This window comes from Streptomyces flavochromogenes (assembly GCF_000717595.1).
GTDB classification, from domain to species: Bacteria; Actinomycetota; Actinomycetes; order Streptomycetales; family Streptomycetaceae; genus Streptomyces; species Streptomyces flavochromogenes.
The window spans coordinates 34,826-48,065 of the sequence record NZ_JNZO01000010.1 but is presented as its reverse complement, the minus strand read 5'-3'; the positions used below and the strand labels follow the sequence as shown (position 1 = coordinate 48,065).

Below are 13,240 nucleotides of genomic sequence, written 5' to 3'. Positions count from 1 at the left end.
CCGTAGGCGAGGGGGCAGGCCGACCGGGCGCCGGCATCGGTTCCACCACCAGGGCACGGCGAGGTCCGAAGACCGATTCCGCGGGTTCGACACCCCGCGGATATCGTCGTGCCATGGAGCTACGCACGCTGCGCTACTTCGTCGCGGTCGCCGAGGAACTCCACTTCGGGAGGGCCGCGGTCCGGCTGCACATGAGTCAGCCGCCACTCAGTCGGTCGATCAAGCGGCTCGAAGCCGAGGTCGGCGCCGTGCTGTTCGACCGGTCGTCCGCCGGTGTCACGCTCACGCCGGTGGGCGCGGTGCTCCTCGAGGAGGCACGCACCCTGCTCGATCAGGCCGATCGGGTGCGTGAACGCGTGGCCGTCGCGGCCGGCGCCGCGCGCGTCACCGTCGGCGTCCTGGGCGACAGCGCCGACCCGGACATCGCCCGGCTGGCCGACGCCTGCCGCCGGCGCCACCCACAGGTCGAGGTACGGGTCCGCGAGACCGACCTCGCCGATCCCACCTGCGGTCTGCACTCCGGACTTGTCGATCTCGCCCTGACCCGTGGGCCGTTCGACGAGACGGGCCTGACCGTGCGCACGCTGCGCGCCGACCCGGTGGGAGCGCTGCTGCGCGCCGACGATCCACTGGCCGGCCGCGACAGCCTGCGGCTGGCCGACCTGGCGGACCGCCGCTGGTTCCGGTTCCCGGAGGGGACGGACCCCGCGTGGCAGTCGTACTGGAGCGGCGGAGAGCCTCGTCGGGGTCCCGTCGTGCGCGCCGTCCAGGAATGCCGGCAGGCCGTCCTGTGGAACGGCACGATCGGCATCACCCTCCTGGACCACGAGCCGGGCACGGGGCTCACCGTGGTCCCACTGAGCGACATGCCGGCGAGCCGGGTGGTCGCGGCGTGGCACGAGAAGGACCGGAATCCGTTGATCCGGTCGTTCGTTCAGCTCGCGGCCGCCACCTATCAAGGCTGAGCGGCCGACCGGTCCGCTTCCGCCCCGGGCCTCGGCCGCTGCCAGGAGACGGTCGAAGGCCCCGGCGGTGGGGCCCGGCGGCGGAGCGTCGTCCGATGACGGAAGGAACGCTCCTAGCAGTTCTCGCTGATCACGGTCTCCAGGTCCGACAGGGCCACGCGGTCGTCCTCGATCTTCTGTTCGAGGCGCTCCAGGGCCTGCTTGAGGGCGTCGATCTGCGCCTGGTCCGGGTTCGCCTGCGCCTCCAGCCCGGCGATCCTCGCCCTGAGTTCCTGCGCGAGCTTCCCGCTCTTCTCGATGCCCTTCTCCAGCTCCTTCGCGAGGCGCTTCATCATCTGGCAGCCGGTCTCCTCGGGCGGTGGTGGGTTCATCGCGTGCTCCTTCGTCGTGACGCCCCGTCGTCGGGGCTACCGACGGCCAGTATGGAAGCCTCCGGCCGCCCGAACCCGGCGAAGTAGACCGTCCGGACCAAGGCCTGTCGGCCCCGTATCGGCGTACGGCCGGCCGGTCCCGTCGCGTCCCGCGGGTCCCCTCCGGCGCAGCCCGTCGGTTAGAGCATGACGTGCTTCGGGTGGGTGTAGTCCAGGAGGCCCGCCAGGGAGAGGTCGCTGCCGTAGCCGGAGTGGGCGACGCCGCCGTGGGGCATTTCGGAGACGGTGGTGCCGTGGGTGTTGACCCAGACGATGCCCGTACGGAGGGCGCGAGTGGCGCGCATCGCGCGGTCGTGGTTCGCGGTCCAGAGGCCGGCGGCGAGGCCGAAGCGGACGTCGTTGGCGAGGTGGAGTGACTCCTCTTCGGTACGGAAGGGCTGGACCGTCACCACGGGCGCGAACGTCTCCTCCTGGACGATCTCGTCCTCCTGCCGGACACCGGCCACGACCGTCGCCCGGTGGAAGAAGCCGGGGCCCGGGACGGCCTCTCCCCCTGTGACGATCTCGGCGTGGGACGGGAGGCGGCTCAAGAGGCCCTCCACCGTAGCCAGTTGGGCTGCGCTGTTCAGGGGGCCGTAGGTGGCCTCACGGTACGCCGGGGCGGCCGTCGCGGCGGCGAAGGCCGCGAGGAACGCGTCGTGCACGCGTTCGTGGACCAGCAGGCGGCTGGGTGCGGTGCAGTCCTGGCCGGCGTTGTAGTACGCGACCTGGGCGATGGCCGCGGCGGCGGCCTCCACGTCCACGTCGTCGTGGACGATGACCGGGGCGTTCCCGCCGAGCTCCAGGTGCAGTCGTTTGAGGCCCGCTGCCGCCGCGGCCCCGATCTCCTGCCCCGCCCGTACGCTGCCGGTGACGGCGATCAGCGCGACGTCCCGGTGTGCGGTGAGCGCCCGGCCGGTGTCGCGGTCGCCGCAGACGACGTTGAGTACGCCCGGAGGGAGGTGGCCCGCCGTGTGCGGGCCAGGAGGACCGCCGAGGAGGGGGTGGTGTCGGCCGGCTTGAGCACGGTGGTGTTCCCGGCCGCGATCGCCGGGGCGATCTTCCAGGCCGCCATCATCAGGGGGTAGTTCCACGGAGTGATCTGGGCGCACACGCCGACCGGTTCGCGGCGCAGGAGCGACGTGCGGCCCTCGGTGTACTCGCCCGCCGCGGCGCCCGGCAGGGTCCGCGCCGCTCCGGCGAAGAAGCGGACGGTGTCGACGATCGCCGGGCGGTCCGACCGGCAGAATCCACCGCGCCGTCGACCTGGGGCAGAAGCCCCTTGTCCGTCGCGATCATGGCTGGTCGCCGGGTGAGTCCCCGCGATTCGAGCCGGACCGGAAGCGATCCGGGTGCCGCGACCGCGAGTGAATTCGGGGAACCGGAGGGGGTCCGGGCCCCCGAAGTTCTCCCCGGGAGGAGCGCTCGCTCCTTCCGCCCGCTCAGCCGGCGGAGCCCCCGGCCGCGAGCCGGCGTTCGGCGCTCTCCAGCAGCATGTCCAGCGCGACCGGGTACGCGCTGTCGGGCATGCGCTCGGCCAGCAGCCCGGCGGTGGCCGCGATGTTCGGGTACGCGTCGGCCGGCAGCCGGGCATACGTCGACTCCCACATCTCCTCGTCCGCCTCGCGCGCCTTCTCCGTCAGCGCGAGAGCGCCCGCGTCGAGCGCCGCGAAGGCCAGGCACTGATCGATGTAGGCGTGATAGATCCGCACCGCGTCCACATCCGCGAACCCCGCGCCGCGAAGGCTCCCGAGGATCGCCTCGTCGGCGGCGATCTCCCGCGGCCGGCCGGTCACCCGGCTCGCGGTCAGCAGCGCGGCTTGCGGATGGGCGAGGTAGGCGCCGTGGATGCGCAGGCCGAGAGAGCGCAGGTCCGCACGCCACTCCCCCGTCGCGGCCCAGCCGGCCAGCGCCCGGCCGATCAGCTCCTCGCCGATGGCGCGTGTGAGGCCGTCCATGCCGTCGAAGTACCGGTACAGAGTGCTGGGGTCCGCCCCCAGCGCGGCGCCGAGCCGCCGGGCGGACAGGCCCGCGCTCCCGTGCTCGCGCACCATCCGCAGGGCCGTCTCGACTATCAGCCGCTCGGTGAGCACCGTCCCCTGCCGAGTGGGGCGCCGCCGTCTGCGGGCCTCCTCGGGAACCACTTCCTTAGCCATCGCCACACTCCTCCGTGTCGCCGTGCGGGCCTGCCGCCTTATGCCAACATCATTGAGCTTAACTCGGAGCACCAGGTTCCATCAGCCCCCGAGGCACCCGCCTCACCGAGAAAGGACTGTGCCATGCGTGTTCTGCTTGTGGGCGCCGGCGGTGTCGGAAGCGCGATCACCAAGATCGCCGCCCGCCGCGGCTTCTTCGACCGTTTCGTCGTCGCCGACTACGACCTGGCCCGGGCCGAGGCCGCGGTCGCGGCCCTGGGCGGCGAGGAGACACGGTTCAGCGCCTGCCGCGTCGACGCCTCCGACGAGGCGGCGGTCACCCGGCTGCTCACCGAGCGCGGCTGCGACGTCCTGATGAACGCCACCGATCCGCGCTTCGTGATGCCTCTGTTCAACGCCGCCCTGGCGGCGGGCAGCCATTACCTCGACATGGCCATGTCCCTCTCCCGCCCGCACCCCGACGACCCGCACAGCGTCTGCGGGGTGAAGCTCGGCGACGAGCAGTTCGAACGGGCCGCCGAGTGGGAGAAGTCGGGCCGTATCGCGCTCGTCGGCATGGGCGTCGAGCCCGGCCTGTCGGACGTCTTCGCCCGCTACGCGGCCGACGAACTCTTCGACGACATCGAGGAGATCGGCATCCGCGACGGCGCCGACCTGTCCGTCGAGGGCTACGACTTCGCGCCGTCCTTCAACATCTGGACGACGATCGAGGAATGCCTGAACCCTCCCGTGGTGTACGAGCGCGAGCGCGGCTGGTTCACCACCGCCCCGTTCAGCGAGCCGGAGGTCTTCGACTTCCCTGAGGGCATCGGCCCCGTCGAGTGCGTCAACGTCGAGCACGAGGAGGTCCTCCTGATCCCGCGCTGGGTGGGAGCCCGCCGGGTCACCTTCAAGTACGGCCTCGGCGAGGACTTCATCGGCAAGCTCAGGACCCTGCACGCCCTGGGCCTGGACTCCACCGTGCCGGTCACCGTGCGTGGCGCGGACGGCAGCCCCGCCCGCGTCTCACCCCGGGACGTGGTCGCCGCCTGCCTGCCGGACCCGGCGGCACTCGGGGAGCTGATGACCGGAAAGACCTGCGCCGGGACCTGGGTCAAGGGCACGAAGGACGGCCTGCCCCGCGAGGTGTACCTCTACCACGTGGTCGACAACCAGTGGTCCATGCGCGAGTACGGCTCCCAGGCCGTCGTCTGGCAGACCGCGATCAACCCGGTGGTGGCCCTCGAACTGCTCGCCACCGGCGTCTGGTCCGGGACCGGTGTCCTGGGCCCCGAAGCCCTGCCGCCGCGCCCCTTCCTGGACCTGCTCACCGCGTACGGCTCCCCCTGGGCCCTGCGTGAACAGGAGCCGGCCCCCACATCCGGCGGCACCCCCGGCCGCGCCTGACGCCCTGCGGCGCAGGAAGTCCGCGCGCCGATGGGCGAGTGGGCGGGCCGGTCACGCGCGGGAGTTGCTGCAGCCCCCCTCCACCTCCCCTCGCGGGTCAGCCGGCGGTCCCCGGGGGCACACCCGGACCCGACGGGCGGGGACCACTCCGAGCGGAAGTCGCCGCCGACGCCCTGGGCGAACCCGCTCGCCGGCCCGCATCGGCGGGACGAGTGCCACTGGCCACGCAGGCGCGCGTGCGGGCGGCGCCCGCCCGGGAGCGCCTCACTCCCGGGCGGCGGGGCCAGGTGACCGCGTCGCACAGCGCCTCCCGCGCCGGCAGTCGGGCGCTCACGGTCACCTGAGCAGCGGCCGGTCCGGCAGCGCTCTGTCACCACGGCCGCGCGACGAGTACGGCGTGCCCGTCGCACATGACCTGTGCGGAGGCGATGGGACCGCAGCGCCGGCGAAGTGCTCGACCGGCGTGACGGACCAGGGGCCGGCCCTGGAACGCACCCGCTAGCCGTGCGTCAGCCTGTCGAACCAGCGCACGATCTGCGGACCCGCCAGCTTGAATGAGCCGTTGTGGTCGGCCTTCCCGTGGTCGATCACGGGGGCCCTGACGCCGTTGCGGGCCAGGTCGGCCGCGCAGCTGACGGAGTTGGCGATCGCCACGTCCGTGTCGCCCGCCGCGGTGTGCAGCCGTACCGGCACGTCGGGCTTCCAGTCGCAGGTGCCGTCCTGCGCCTTGAGCGCGGTCAGCAGGCCGCCGGTCGGGTGGCCGAGCCGCTCGTAGAAGTCGTCGGTCAGCAGTTCCTTCACCGAGCCGGGGAGCTTCGTGACGATGTCCTCCTCGGAGTGCCGGGTGTCGAAGAGCTGCTCCACGTACCCCGCGTACGGCTGACGGAAGGCCTCGGCCGGGTCGGCGTAGACGGGGTGGAGCCGGTTCTGCGCGGTGAGGAAGTACGCCATGTAGAAGACGCCGCTGATGTCGTTGACCCGGCCGTCGAGCAGGGCGGGGACCTCGGCGCCCCGGAGGTCGTACGGTCCGGCGACCGGTGCCAACGCCCGCAACCTGAAGTGCCGGTCCGCGCCCCGCGCCAGCTCGCGGCCGAGCCCCATGGCGACCTGGCCGCCCTGCGAGAACCCGGTACCGTACACGTCCCCGGTGAGCGGCCTGCCGAGCGCGGCCGCTGCGGTCCGGGAAGCCCGCAGCATGTCGAGCGAGGCCGAGACGGAGGAGGCGGTGTCCATGTACGGATGGAGGCCGGGGCCCTTGCCGAGCCCGAGGTAGTCCGGGGCGGCGACGGCGCGGCCCGCGGCGGCGTGCAGGTAGGGCGCGTAGAGCCCGAAGTCCTCGGCGACGGACGGCGCGTAGTCGCGATGGACCATCGTGCCGTGCGTGTCCGCCACCAGGTCAAGCCGACGCTCGCCGCCCTTGGGGAGCACCAGCAGACCGGTGGCGGTCGTCGGCGCCCCCTGCGGCGTCAGCGTCCGGTAGGTGAGCCGGTAGCCCCGTACGCCGTGGCGTACGGTCGAGGTGTCGATGCCGGCGCCCTTGAGGAACGCGGCCACGTCGGCCCGGCTCAAGTCGCCGACGGGGGTGACACCGATGAGGGTTCCACGCCCGGTGGTCTGCTGGACCGGGGCCGGTACCGGTACGGGGCGGAGTTCGGACGCGGCGAACGCCGGGGCGGCGGCCAGTGCGGTGACGACGGCGGCAGTCGCGGCGGCGAGGGACTGGCGTGCCCTCCGGCGCCGGACGGACCCACCCGCGCGGGTGCGCGTCGCGGCGTGGGGCATGGCCTGACTCGTGGTGCCGGTCGTGGTGCGGGGCGTCGCGTTGGGTGTCGTCTGGGTCATGACGAAGACGCTACGGATCCGGTGATCACCGGGACATCCGACGGCCCCCCGGCGAAGAGGGTGGCCAGCCCCACCCCGGAACCGGGGAATCCCCCTCAACGGGAGTCGGCACAGCTTGCGGTGACGGGCGATCAAAGCCGTCGCTCATGGGTACGCACGCGGAGCGGACCGGTTGTCCGTGTCCCTTGTGACGGCCGCCGCAGAGGAAGATCACAAGGCCCTGCGGGGGGGCGCCCACCCACTTCAGAACCCGGCGGACACGTCAGTCGGAATCGGTTCTCGCGGGCTCGCCCTGGCGCGACCCCGCGTGCTGCCGCGGCGAGCACCACGGCGACATGCGCGAAGACGGCCCGCCAGAAGGCGTGGCTCCGGCCGGGGTGGTGTCCGCCCTCGCCCTGTCCAACGAGCAGGCCCCCGCCGAGGGCCGGGCCCGGGCCCTGCTCGGGCTCCGGAAACCGCACCGACCGGGTGTCAGGAAGCCGGGCGCGGCTGTGGGCGGGTCGTCCCCGGGAGGCAGGTGACCGCCGGGTTGTACGTGCTGAACGGGCCCTTGGGGTTCTTCTTCCACAGCCAGAGGTGCAGGGCGTAGTGGACGGGCTGGCCGGGGAAGTTGCCACGGTTGGGGCCCTTGAAGGGCACCCCGAACATGCTCGGCCGGTCGTCGTCCGTCTTCAGGTTCTGGTCGCGGTCCTGGACCAGCCACTCCACACCGACGAGACGCTTGCCGCCCTTGCCGTCGTCCTCGTAGAAGAGGGCGGTGGGCTTCGCCGGGTCCGTCGAGTTGTCGTAGGCGTGGTTGAAGTGCGGGTAGCCGAGCGCGCCCGTGCCACCCACCCGGTCGAACACGCAGTACTGATCGGGCTTGTAGCCGGCTCGCACACCGTTCGCGTGCTGCTGGTACGGAGCGGTCACCCGATAGGTGACCGCCATGTCCGCCGCCGCCCTGCCGGGCTCGGGCCCGGCCACGGCGGGCGCCACGGCGAACGCGGTCGCGCCGGCCAGGGCCAGGGCGAGCGTGCGGGCCATACTCGGACTCCTCAACGACGGCGGATCCCTCACTATTCGGATGCGTCACTAGCCCTTCCCCCACCCACCTCACCCCTCCCACAGACGGCCCGGACGGACGACACCCGACCGGACGATCCCGGGCCACCAGCGGGCAGGGGTGGGACCACGTGCCTGGCCGGGTTCCCGCGCCACACTCCTCTGTGACCTGGACTAGTTCCGGGAGGTCGAGCGCCTCGCCAACGGCGTCAGTGTGGAGGCGTCCAACGAAGGACGGCTCTCGCACACCATGGCCTCGCAGTCGGCAACACCACTCCAGCGCAGCGTGAACGGGCTTGGGCTCCGGGCCATGACCACTTCGACGGTCACGGTTGCCAGGAGGAGGACCGGCCTCTGGTCCGACTGTGGAACACCTGGAGCGACGGGGACCTGAAGGCGACATCGGTGGTGTCAGCCGTCGAGGCGCCGAGGGGCTGGTGGAGATCTGGGCCCGCGGGAGAGCACTCGCCCCGGTGTCACCCCTGCCCTCCCAGATCTCCCTTGTCCGCCAGGGGTGGATCGGACCGATGACGTTCTCACCTCGCGGCCTCACACGAACGAGCCTGTCAGTGGGCGGGGGCACACTGGCTGAATGATCACCTCTTCGTCCAACGCAGACGTCGCCTCCGGCTCCTCCCCTGTCTGGGTGGAGTCGATGGGCGGCCCTCTGATCGTCGTTCCCGTCTCCGCCCTGGCCTCCTGGGGCGGGTGTACGGAGAGTGGCCTGATGGCGGGAGACGCCGCCGCTCCGGACGACTACGACCGGGCCTGTGCGGTGGACGATCTGGCCGGTGTGATCCCTATCGACGAGAACGGTGCCCAAGCACTTGTGCTGGCGGACGAGCCCGCGACCAGCTGCTATCTGCCCCAGCACCGAGCGTTCCTGCGGTGGCTCGCCGCCGACTCCGAGGCCGGACTGTGTGCCGCGGCGGACGCTGCCCTCGCAGACCCGGCCACGGTGTGGGAGGAATGCGGCACCTGGGTCTCGGACGGTCCGGCGGTGCTCATGGACTCCGCATGGGCGGGTTCCGACTTGGGCATCGAGTTCCCCGACGGGGGGATGCCCGCCGAGGCATCGGTCGCACTGCGGGCCGGCCGCTGGAGGGTCCGCGCCACGCACACCAAGGTGGACGAGGCGAACTGGGTCGGCCTGGTCCAGCTCCTGCTCGCCGAATCCTGAACGGACCGTTTCGGTCGGGTGCGGCAGCAGCGGCGCGCAACGTTGCGCGGATGGGCGATGCCGAGCATCGCGCGGTGCCACGCCATCGCCCTCGAGACGGCAGTCGCGGGTGTACGAGGCTATCCAGGACGGACCAGACGCTGTGATCGGGCGTGACGCGGGCGAGATCACCGTAGAGCAAGATCACTTACGAGAAAGCCCTCAGGCTCCAGCCCCTCGGTCAGAGCCGAGTCCACACGAAAATCGCAGCGAGGTGCCGTGCGGCCGTGTGTTCACGGCAGTGAGTCCGGCTCCGACCTTGGTCAGCATCTGGCCGAGGAGGTGGAGGGCTCGTGCCCGTGTCGGAACTCCGCGCGCTGTTCCCGTCCAGTGGGCGTCGGTGAACTCTTCGGTCACCGTGAGGATCCGGTCGTCGTCCTGCGCGGCCAGCACGAGGACGAACCGCACGTAGTCGCCGAGGTCGGTGCCCTGGGGGTGCTGGTGCATGAACCCCTGCAGGCGCGTTGTCAGGGCGGGAAGGGTGCGGTCCGACGGGAAGACGACGGCGAGACCGGCGAGAGCGAGGTGAACCGCAGGGCATTCGGCCGACCAGCGGGCCAGGAGATCTGGCACGAGAGCCTGGACCGCGCTGCGGGCCCGGGCCGCGCTCTCGGGATCGGCGTGCTGCGGGGTGGCCGGCCAGGTCTCGGCGAGGTAGCGCTCGGCAACGGTGGCAGCTCTGAACAGCAGGTCGACGGATTCGAAACGCTGTCGTGCGGGAACCCGGTCGTCGACGGCGAGGGCCCTCAGCAGGACAAGGCCGGCAGCGGTGGCGGGACGGCAGGTGTCCTGGTGGAGGATCTCGTTGTAGAAGTCGCCGAGGAAGCTTCGGTCGTCCCAGGAGGGGTCGACCTCGGTGCCGAACAGCATCGCCGCCTGGGGCGGCCTGCGGGCGGGCAGACGGTCGGCGACGACGTCCCGGAAGAGCCGCCGGATCGGCGGACCGGCGCCGCTCGCGCTGTGCCGGGGCTGCTCGCGTGCGACGTCCGTATCCATGGCCGGCACAGCCTACTGGAGCGTCCCTGGTCCACGGCCGACGGGCCGAGGGCCGTCGTCTGAACGGGGGGCGGGTCGTCGGCTCCGATTCTGTCGCGGTCAGCCGGCCTCGGCGGGTGCTTAGGCGCGGGGCCGGGGTGCCGACGAAGCGGTAGGAGCGGTGCCGGATTCGATGACGGTGCAGTCGAAGGAGCTGCTGATGCAGCCCGGGCCGTGGCGGTGACGAGGCCGCCGGACAGTGGCTGCCCCGGGTCGCCGGGGGACGCGGCAGGTCGACCGAGCAGAGCGGGATCGAACTGCGCCCGGTGCGGCACCGAGCCCCGATACGGGAGCAGGGCCCGCACCGCGCTTGCGGTCCGGGCCCTGCCCCGTGCGGTGCCGCCCTGCGGCACCGGTGCGTCAGCTCTCTGTGCTGTCGTCGCTCCCCTGCGCGGCGGCCCCGGCTCCATGAGTCTTCTCGCGCATCTTGCGCACCAGCTCCGCCTTCTTGTCAGCGGCACTCTGACGATCGAAGTTGCGGTGCGGACCGTTGTTCTGCCGCTCGGTGCGGGACTGCTTCTTGCGCTGGCCACCCCCCTGGCCCACGGGGTTGTTGATGTTCTTGCTGTCGGTCACGGGTTCTCCCGGTGGTGGTGTCGAAGTGGTCTGCGGATTCATCAGCGGGGGGACGGGTGCGGCTGGGTCGGGGCACAGCCGGGGCCCGTCACGCTCTCACTCGTAAATCGGCGTCTGGAAGAACATGACAAGGACGTTACCCGGTTCCGAAGGCCTCGCAGACCAAGCGCTCGACCTGCCCCGGCCGCGGGTGGCAGCCACCTGCCCGGGGCAGGTCGATATGCGTCCTGGGTGCCTCGGGCGGGGTGTCAGCGCTCGCGAGCGCCCTGCTGCCTGCATGAGAGATCGTCTCACCCGCTCTCCCGCCCTGACGGGCAGCCCTTCAGCCACCGTCGACCACGCCGCGGCAGGCTTCCACCACCTCGCACGCGCTGCCGCAGAGGACGGGGCGGGGGCCGCCAGAGCTGGCCAGGTCGCCGCCGGACGGGGTGAGCCGCGCTCAGAACCCCGGACAGAAGCTGGGGGAGATCAGATGAGGGCGTCCTCAAGGACGACCTGTCGCACCGTGCGCAGCGTCGACCGCAGACGGTCCAGATCGGTCGAGCCGAGAGCGAGGCGGAGTGCCTGTGGTGTGTGCGTCGACGTGGTGTACGGCTCCGCCGTGGATACGGAGATGCGCTGACGCGCGAGGGTGGCGGTCAGACGATCGGCGCGTGCGTCGTCGGGCAGCGGCAGCCATGTGAAGTAGGACGAGGGGTGGCTGACCAGGGGTAGGCCTGCCAGCTCTTGTCCGGCGATTGCTTGCCGGGCCTTGGCATCGCCTCGCTTCTGCGCCTCCAACTGGTCCGCCGTGCCGTCGTCGAGCCAGCGGCAGGCGATGGCCGTGGTGAGGGCCGGGGTGTTCCAGGTGGTCGCCCGGATCGCGCGTTCGAGCGGCGGCAGCGTGCCGGGCGGGGCGACGACGTAGCCGACCCGCAGACCGGTGGCGATGCTCTTGGAGAATCCCGAGACGTAGACGGTGATGTCCGGCGCCGACGCGGCCAGCGGCGGTGGCGGGTCCTCGACCAGGAAGGCGTACGAGGCGTCTTCGATGATGAGTGAACCGTACTGTCGGGCGATCTTGATCAGGCGAGTCCGGTCAGCTGCCGACATGACCCAGCCCAGAGGGTTGTGCAACGTGGGCATGGTGTAGATCGCGCGGACGGGGCGGGTCGCGCACAGCTTCTCCAGGGCATCGAAGTCCGGCCCGTCGGTGGTTGCGGGGATGGGCTCCAGGTCGAGACGAAAGGCATCCGCGAGCACCTTGAAACCCGGATACGTCAGTGCGTCGACCGCGACGACGTCGCCGGCGTTGAGCGTGGCCATGACGGTGACGGCCAGACCGTGCTGAGCACCGCCTGCGATGGCGATCCGCCCCGCGTCCGTCGTCATCCCCCGGCGCCTCAGGTGCCGCGCGATCGAGGCTCTGTCCTGGGGACGCCCACGATGTGGCTGGTAGCGCAGCAGCGAGTCGAGGTCACCGGCGGCAGCCACCTCTCGCATGGCCTGCCGCAGGAGGTCGGCCTGGCCGGGCAGCGACGGATAGTTGAAGCTGAGGTCGACCGCATCCTTGGCGACGACCTGCTGGTCGATGCCATGGCCGGCGGGGACCGTCATGTCACGCACGAAGGTGCCGCGGCCCTGTTCCCTGCTCACCAGACCCATCGCTTCCAGCTCCGCGTACACCCGGGTCGCGGTCACCACAGCGATGCCATCGCGGGCGGCGAGAGCGCGGTGTGTCGGCAACCGCGCGCCTGCGGCCAGTCGCCCCGACCGGATCTCCGATGCGAACGTGTCGACGAGCAGCTTGTAGCGCGGGGCGGCCATGCGCCCCATTGTATCCATGACAATTCTTTGACTGTCCTGTTCGCGGATCCTTACCGTCGAGTCCCACCCAGTCGGAAGGACATCCGCCGTGCACATCGCCATCCTCACCTTCGACGGCTACAACGAGCTCGATTCCCTGATCGCGCTCGGTGTCCTCAACCGCATCAAGACCGACGACTGGCGCGTCACCATCGCCACCCCCAGCCCCAAGGTGACGTCGATGAACGGGGTCGTCGTCGAGCAGATGTCCACACTTGAAGAGGCGTGCGCCGCTGACGCCGTCATCGTCGGCAGTGGCATCGCCACCCGCGAGGTCGTCGAAACCCCGGCGATCATGGAGGTCCTGCGCGGCCTGGACCCCTCGCGCCAGCTGATCGGCGCGCAGTGCTCCGGCGCGCTCGTGCTGGCCAGGCTCGGCCTGCTCGACGACATCCCCGCCTGCACCGACCTGACCACCAGGCCCTGGGTCGTCGCTGCCGGCATCGAGGTGCTCAACCAGCCCTTCTACGCCAGAGACAACATCGCCACCGCCGGCGGCTGCCTCTCCAGCCAGTACCTCGCCGCCTGGATCATCACCCGCCTCCAGGGCAGCGCCGCCGCCGAAGACGCGCTGCACTACGTCGCCCCCGTCGGCGAGAAGGAGGAATACGTCGACCGCGCCCGGCGCAACATCACCCCCTACCTGCCCGCACCGACACAAGTGCGCTCCTGACGCAACAACCCTTCCATCCTCACCCTCCGCAAGAGCGGCTTCGGTGAAGCAGCCGTCAGGGTCGATCTCGTACTGGCGGCGCGGGCGGC

The 13,240-nt window shown here is 71.5% G+C and carries 12 protein-coding genes and 1 pseudogene; 4 read left to right on the top strand and 9 right to left on the bottom strand.

Going from position 1 to position 13,240, the window contains the following annotated elements; genetic code table 11:
* Positions 1–113 precede the first annotated feature (113 nt).
* A complete protein-coding gene (locus IF00_RS0113405; protein ID WP_030317704.1) occupies positions 114–965 on the top strand; it encodes a LysR family transcriptional regulator in 852 nt (283 codons plus the stop codon).
* A gap of 113 nt (positions 966–1,078) precedes the next feature.
* On the opposite strand, the gene IF00_RS0113400 is transcribed toward IF00_RS0113405, so the two are convergent.
* From IF00_RS0113400 to IF00_RS0113390, 4 genes and pseudogenes are all read right to left on the bottom strand, one after another.
* Entirely contained in the window at positions 1,079–1,336 is a 258-nt protein-coding gene (locus IF00_RS0113400) for a hypothetical protein (RefSeq protein ID WP_030317702.1), read from the bottom strand.
* A gap of 179 nt (positions 1,337–1,515) precedes the next feature.
* Positions 1,516–2,469, bottom strand: a complete 954-nt coding sequence (locus IF00_RS41190; RefSeq protein WP_280922611.1) for an aldehyde dehydrogenase family protein — start codon at positions 2,467–2,469, stop codon at positions 1,516–1,518.
* Positions 2,409–2,558: pseudogene (locus tag IF00_RS47625) on the bottom strand (aldehyde dehydrogenase family protein); the annotation flags it as partial. The pseudogene IF00_RS47625 and the gene IF00_RS41190, both read right to left, overlap by 61 nt.
* Positions 2,559–2,817: 259 nt before the next feature.
* On the bottom strand, positions 2,818–3,531 hold the full coding sequence (locus IF00_RS0113390) for a TetR/AcrR family transcriptional regulator (RefSeq protein ID WP_030317701.1): 714 nt from the start codon (positions 3,529–3,531) through the stop codon (positions 2,818–2,820).
* A gap of 123 nt (positions 3,532–3,654) precedes the next feature.
* Between IF00_RS0113390 and IF00_RS0113385 the strand changes: the two genes are divergently transcribed.
* Positions 3,655–4,917 carry a saccharopine dehydrogenase family protein gene (locus tag IF00_RS0113385; RefSeq protein WP_030317699.1) on the top strand — a complete coding sequence of 421 codons (1,263 nt, stop codon included), beginning with the start codon at positions 3,655–3,657 and terminating at the stop codon, positions 4,915–4,917.
* A gap of 498 nt (positions 4,918–5,415) precedes the next feature.
* On the opposite strand, the gene IF00_RS0113380 is transcribed toward IF00_RS0113385, so the two are convergent.
* The gene (locus tag IF00_RS0113380) at positions 5,416–6,699 is read right to left on the bottom strand and encodes a hypothetical protein (protein ID WP_030317698.1); all 1,284 of its coding nucleotides are present in this window, start codon (positions 6,697–6,699) and stop codon (positions 5,416–5,418) included.
* A 531-nt stretch (positions 6,700–7,230) separates the two neighbouring features.
* A complete protein-coding gene (locus tag IF00_RS0113375; RefSeq protein ID WP_030317697.1) occupies positions 7,231–7,785 on the bottom strand; it encodes a hypothetical protein in 555 nt (184 codons plus the stop codon).
* Between the two features lie 610 nt (positions 7,786–8,395).
* Here IF00_RS0113375 and IF00_RS0113370 point away from each other — a divergent pair.
* A complete protein-coding gene (locus IF00_RS0113370; RefSeq protein ID WP_030317696.1) occupies positions 8,396–8,983 on the top strand; it encodes an Imm21 family immunity protein in 588 nt (195 codons plus the stop codon).
* A gap of 201 nt (positions 8,984–9,184) precedes the next feature.
* Here the strand turns inward: IF00_RS0113370 and IF00_RS0113365 are convergent, their stop codons facing one another.
* From IF00_RS0113365 to IF00_RS0113355, 3 genes are all read right to left on the bottom strand, one after another.
* Positions 9,185–10,018, bottom strand: a complete 834-nt coding sequence (locus tag IF00_RS0113365; protein WP_030317695.1) for a hypothetical protein — start codon at positions 10,016–10,018, stop codon at positions 9,185–9,187.
* Between the two features lie 399 nt (positions 10,019–10,417).
* Positions 10,418–10,633 carry a DUF6243 family protein gene (locus IF00_RS0113360; protein WP_030317694.1) on the bottom strand — a complete coding sequence of 72 codons (216 nt, stop codon included), beginning with the start codon at positions 10,631–10,633 and terminating at the stop codon, positions 10,418–10,420.
* A gap of 468 nt (positions 10,634–11,101) precedes the next feature.
* Positions 11,102–12,541 carry an aminotransferase-like domain-containing protein gene (locus IF00_RS0113355; protein ID WP_245234514.1) on the bottom strand — a complete coding sequence of 480 codons (1,440 nt, stop codon included), beginning with the start codon at positions 12,539–12,541 and terminating at the stop codon, positions 11,102–11,104.
* Here IF00_RS0113355 and IF00_RS0113350 point away from each other — a divergent pair.
* Positions 12,528–13,151, top strand: a complete 624-nt coding sequence (locus IF00_RS0113350) for a DJ-1/PfpI family protein (protein WP_030317690.1) — start codon at positions 12,528–12,530, stop codon at positions 13,149–13,151. The genes IF00_RS0113355 and IF00_RS0113350 overlap by 14 nt on opposite strands.
* Positions 13,152–13,240 lie beyond the last annotated feature (89 nt).

Coding starts and splice junctions, on each gene's coding strand:
- IF00_RS0113405 (WP_030317704.1), top strand. CDS start 114: ATGGAGCTACGCACGCTGCGCTACTTCGTCGCGGTCGCCGAGGAACTC.
- IF00_RS0113400 (WP_030317702.1), bottom strand. CDS start 1,336: ATGAACCCACCACCGCCCGAGGAGACCGGCTGCCAGATGATGAAGCGC.
- IF00_RS0113390 (WP_030317701.1), bottom strand. CDS start 3,531: ATGGCTAAGGAAGTGGTTCCCGAGGAGGCCCGCAGACGGCGGCGCCCC.
- IF00_RS0113385 (WP_030317699.1), top strand. CDS start 3,655: ATGCGTGTTCTGCTTGTGGGCGCCGGCGGTGTCGGAAGCGCGATCACC.
- IF00_RS0113380 (WP_030317698.1), bottom strand. CDS start 6,699: ATGCCCCACGCCGCGACGCGCACCCGCGCGGGTGGGTCCGTCCGGCGC.
- IF00_RS0113375 (WP_030317697.1), bottom strand. CDS start 7,785: ATGGCCCGCACGCTCGCCCTGGCCCTGGCCGGCGCGACCGCGTTCGCC.
- IF00_RS0113370 (WP_030317696.1), top strand. CDS start 8,396: ATGATCACCTCTTCGTCCAACGCAGACGTCGCCTCCGGCTCCTCCCCT.
- IF00_RS0113365 (WP_030317695.1), bottom strand. CDS start 10,018: ATGGATACGGACGTCGCACGCGAGCAGCCCCGGCACAGCGCGAGCGGC.
- IF00_RS0113355 (WP_245234514.1), bottom strand. CDS start 12,541: ATGGCGATGTGCACGGCGGATGTCCTTCCGACTGGGTGGGACTCGACG.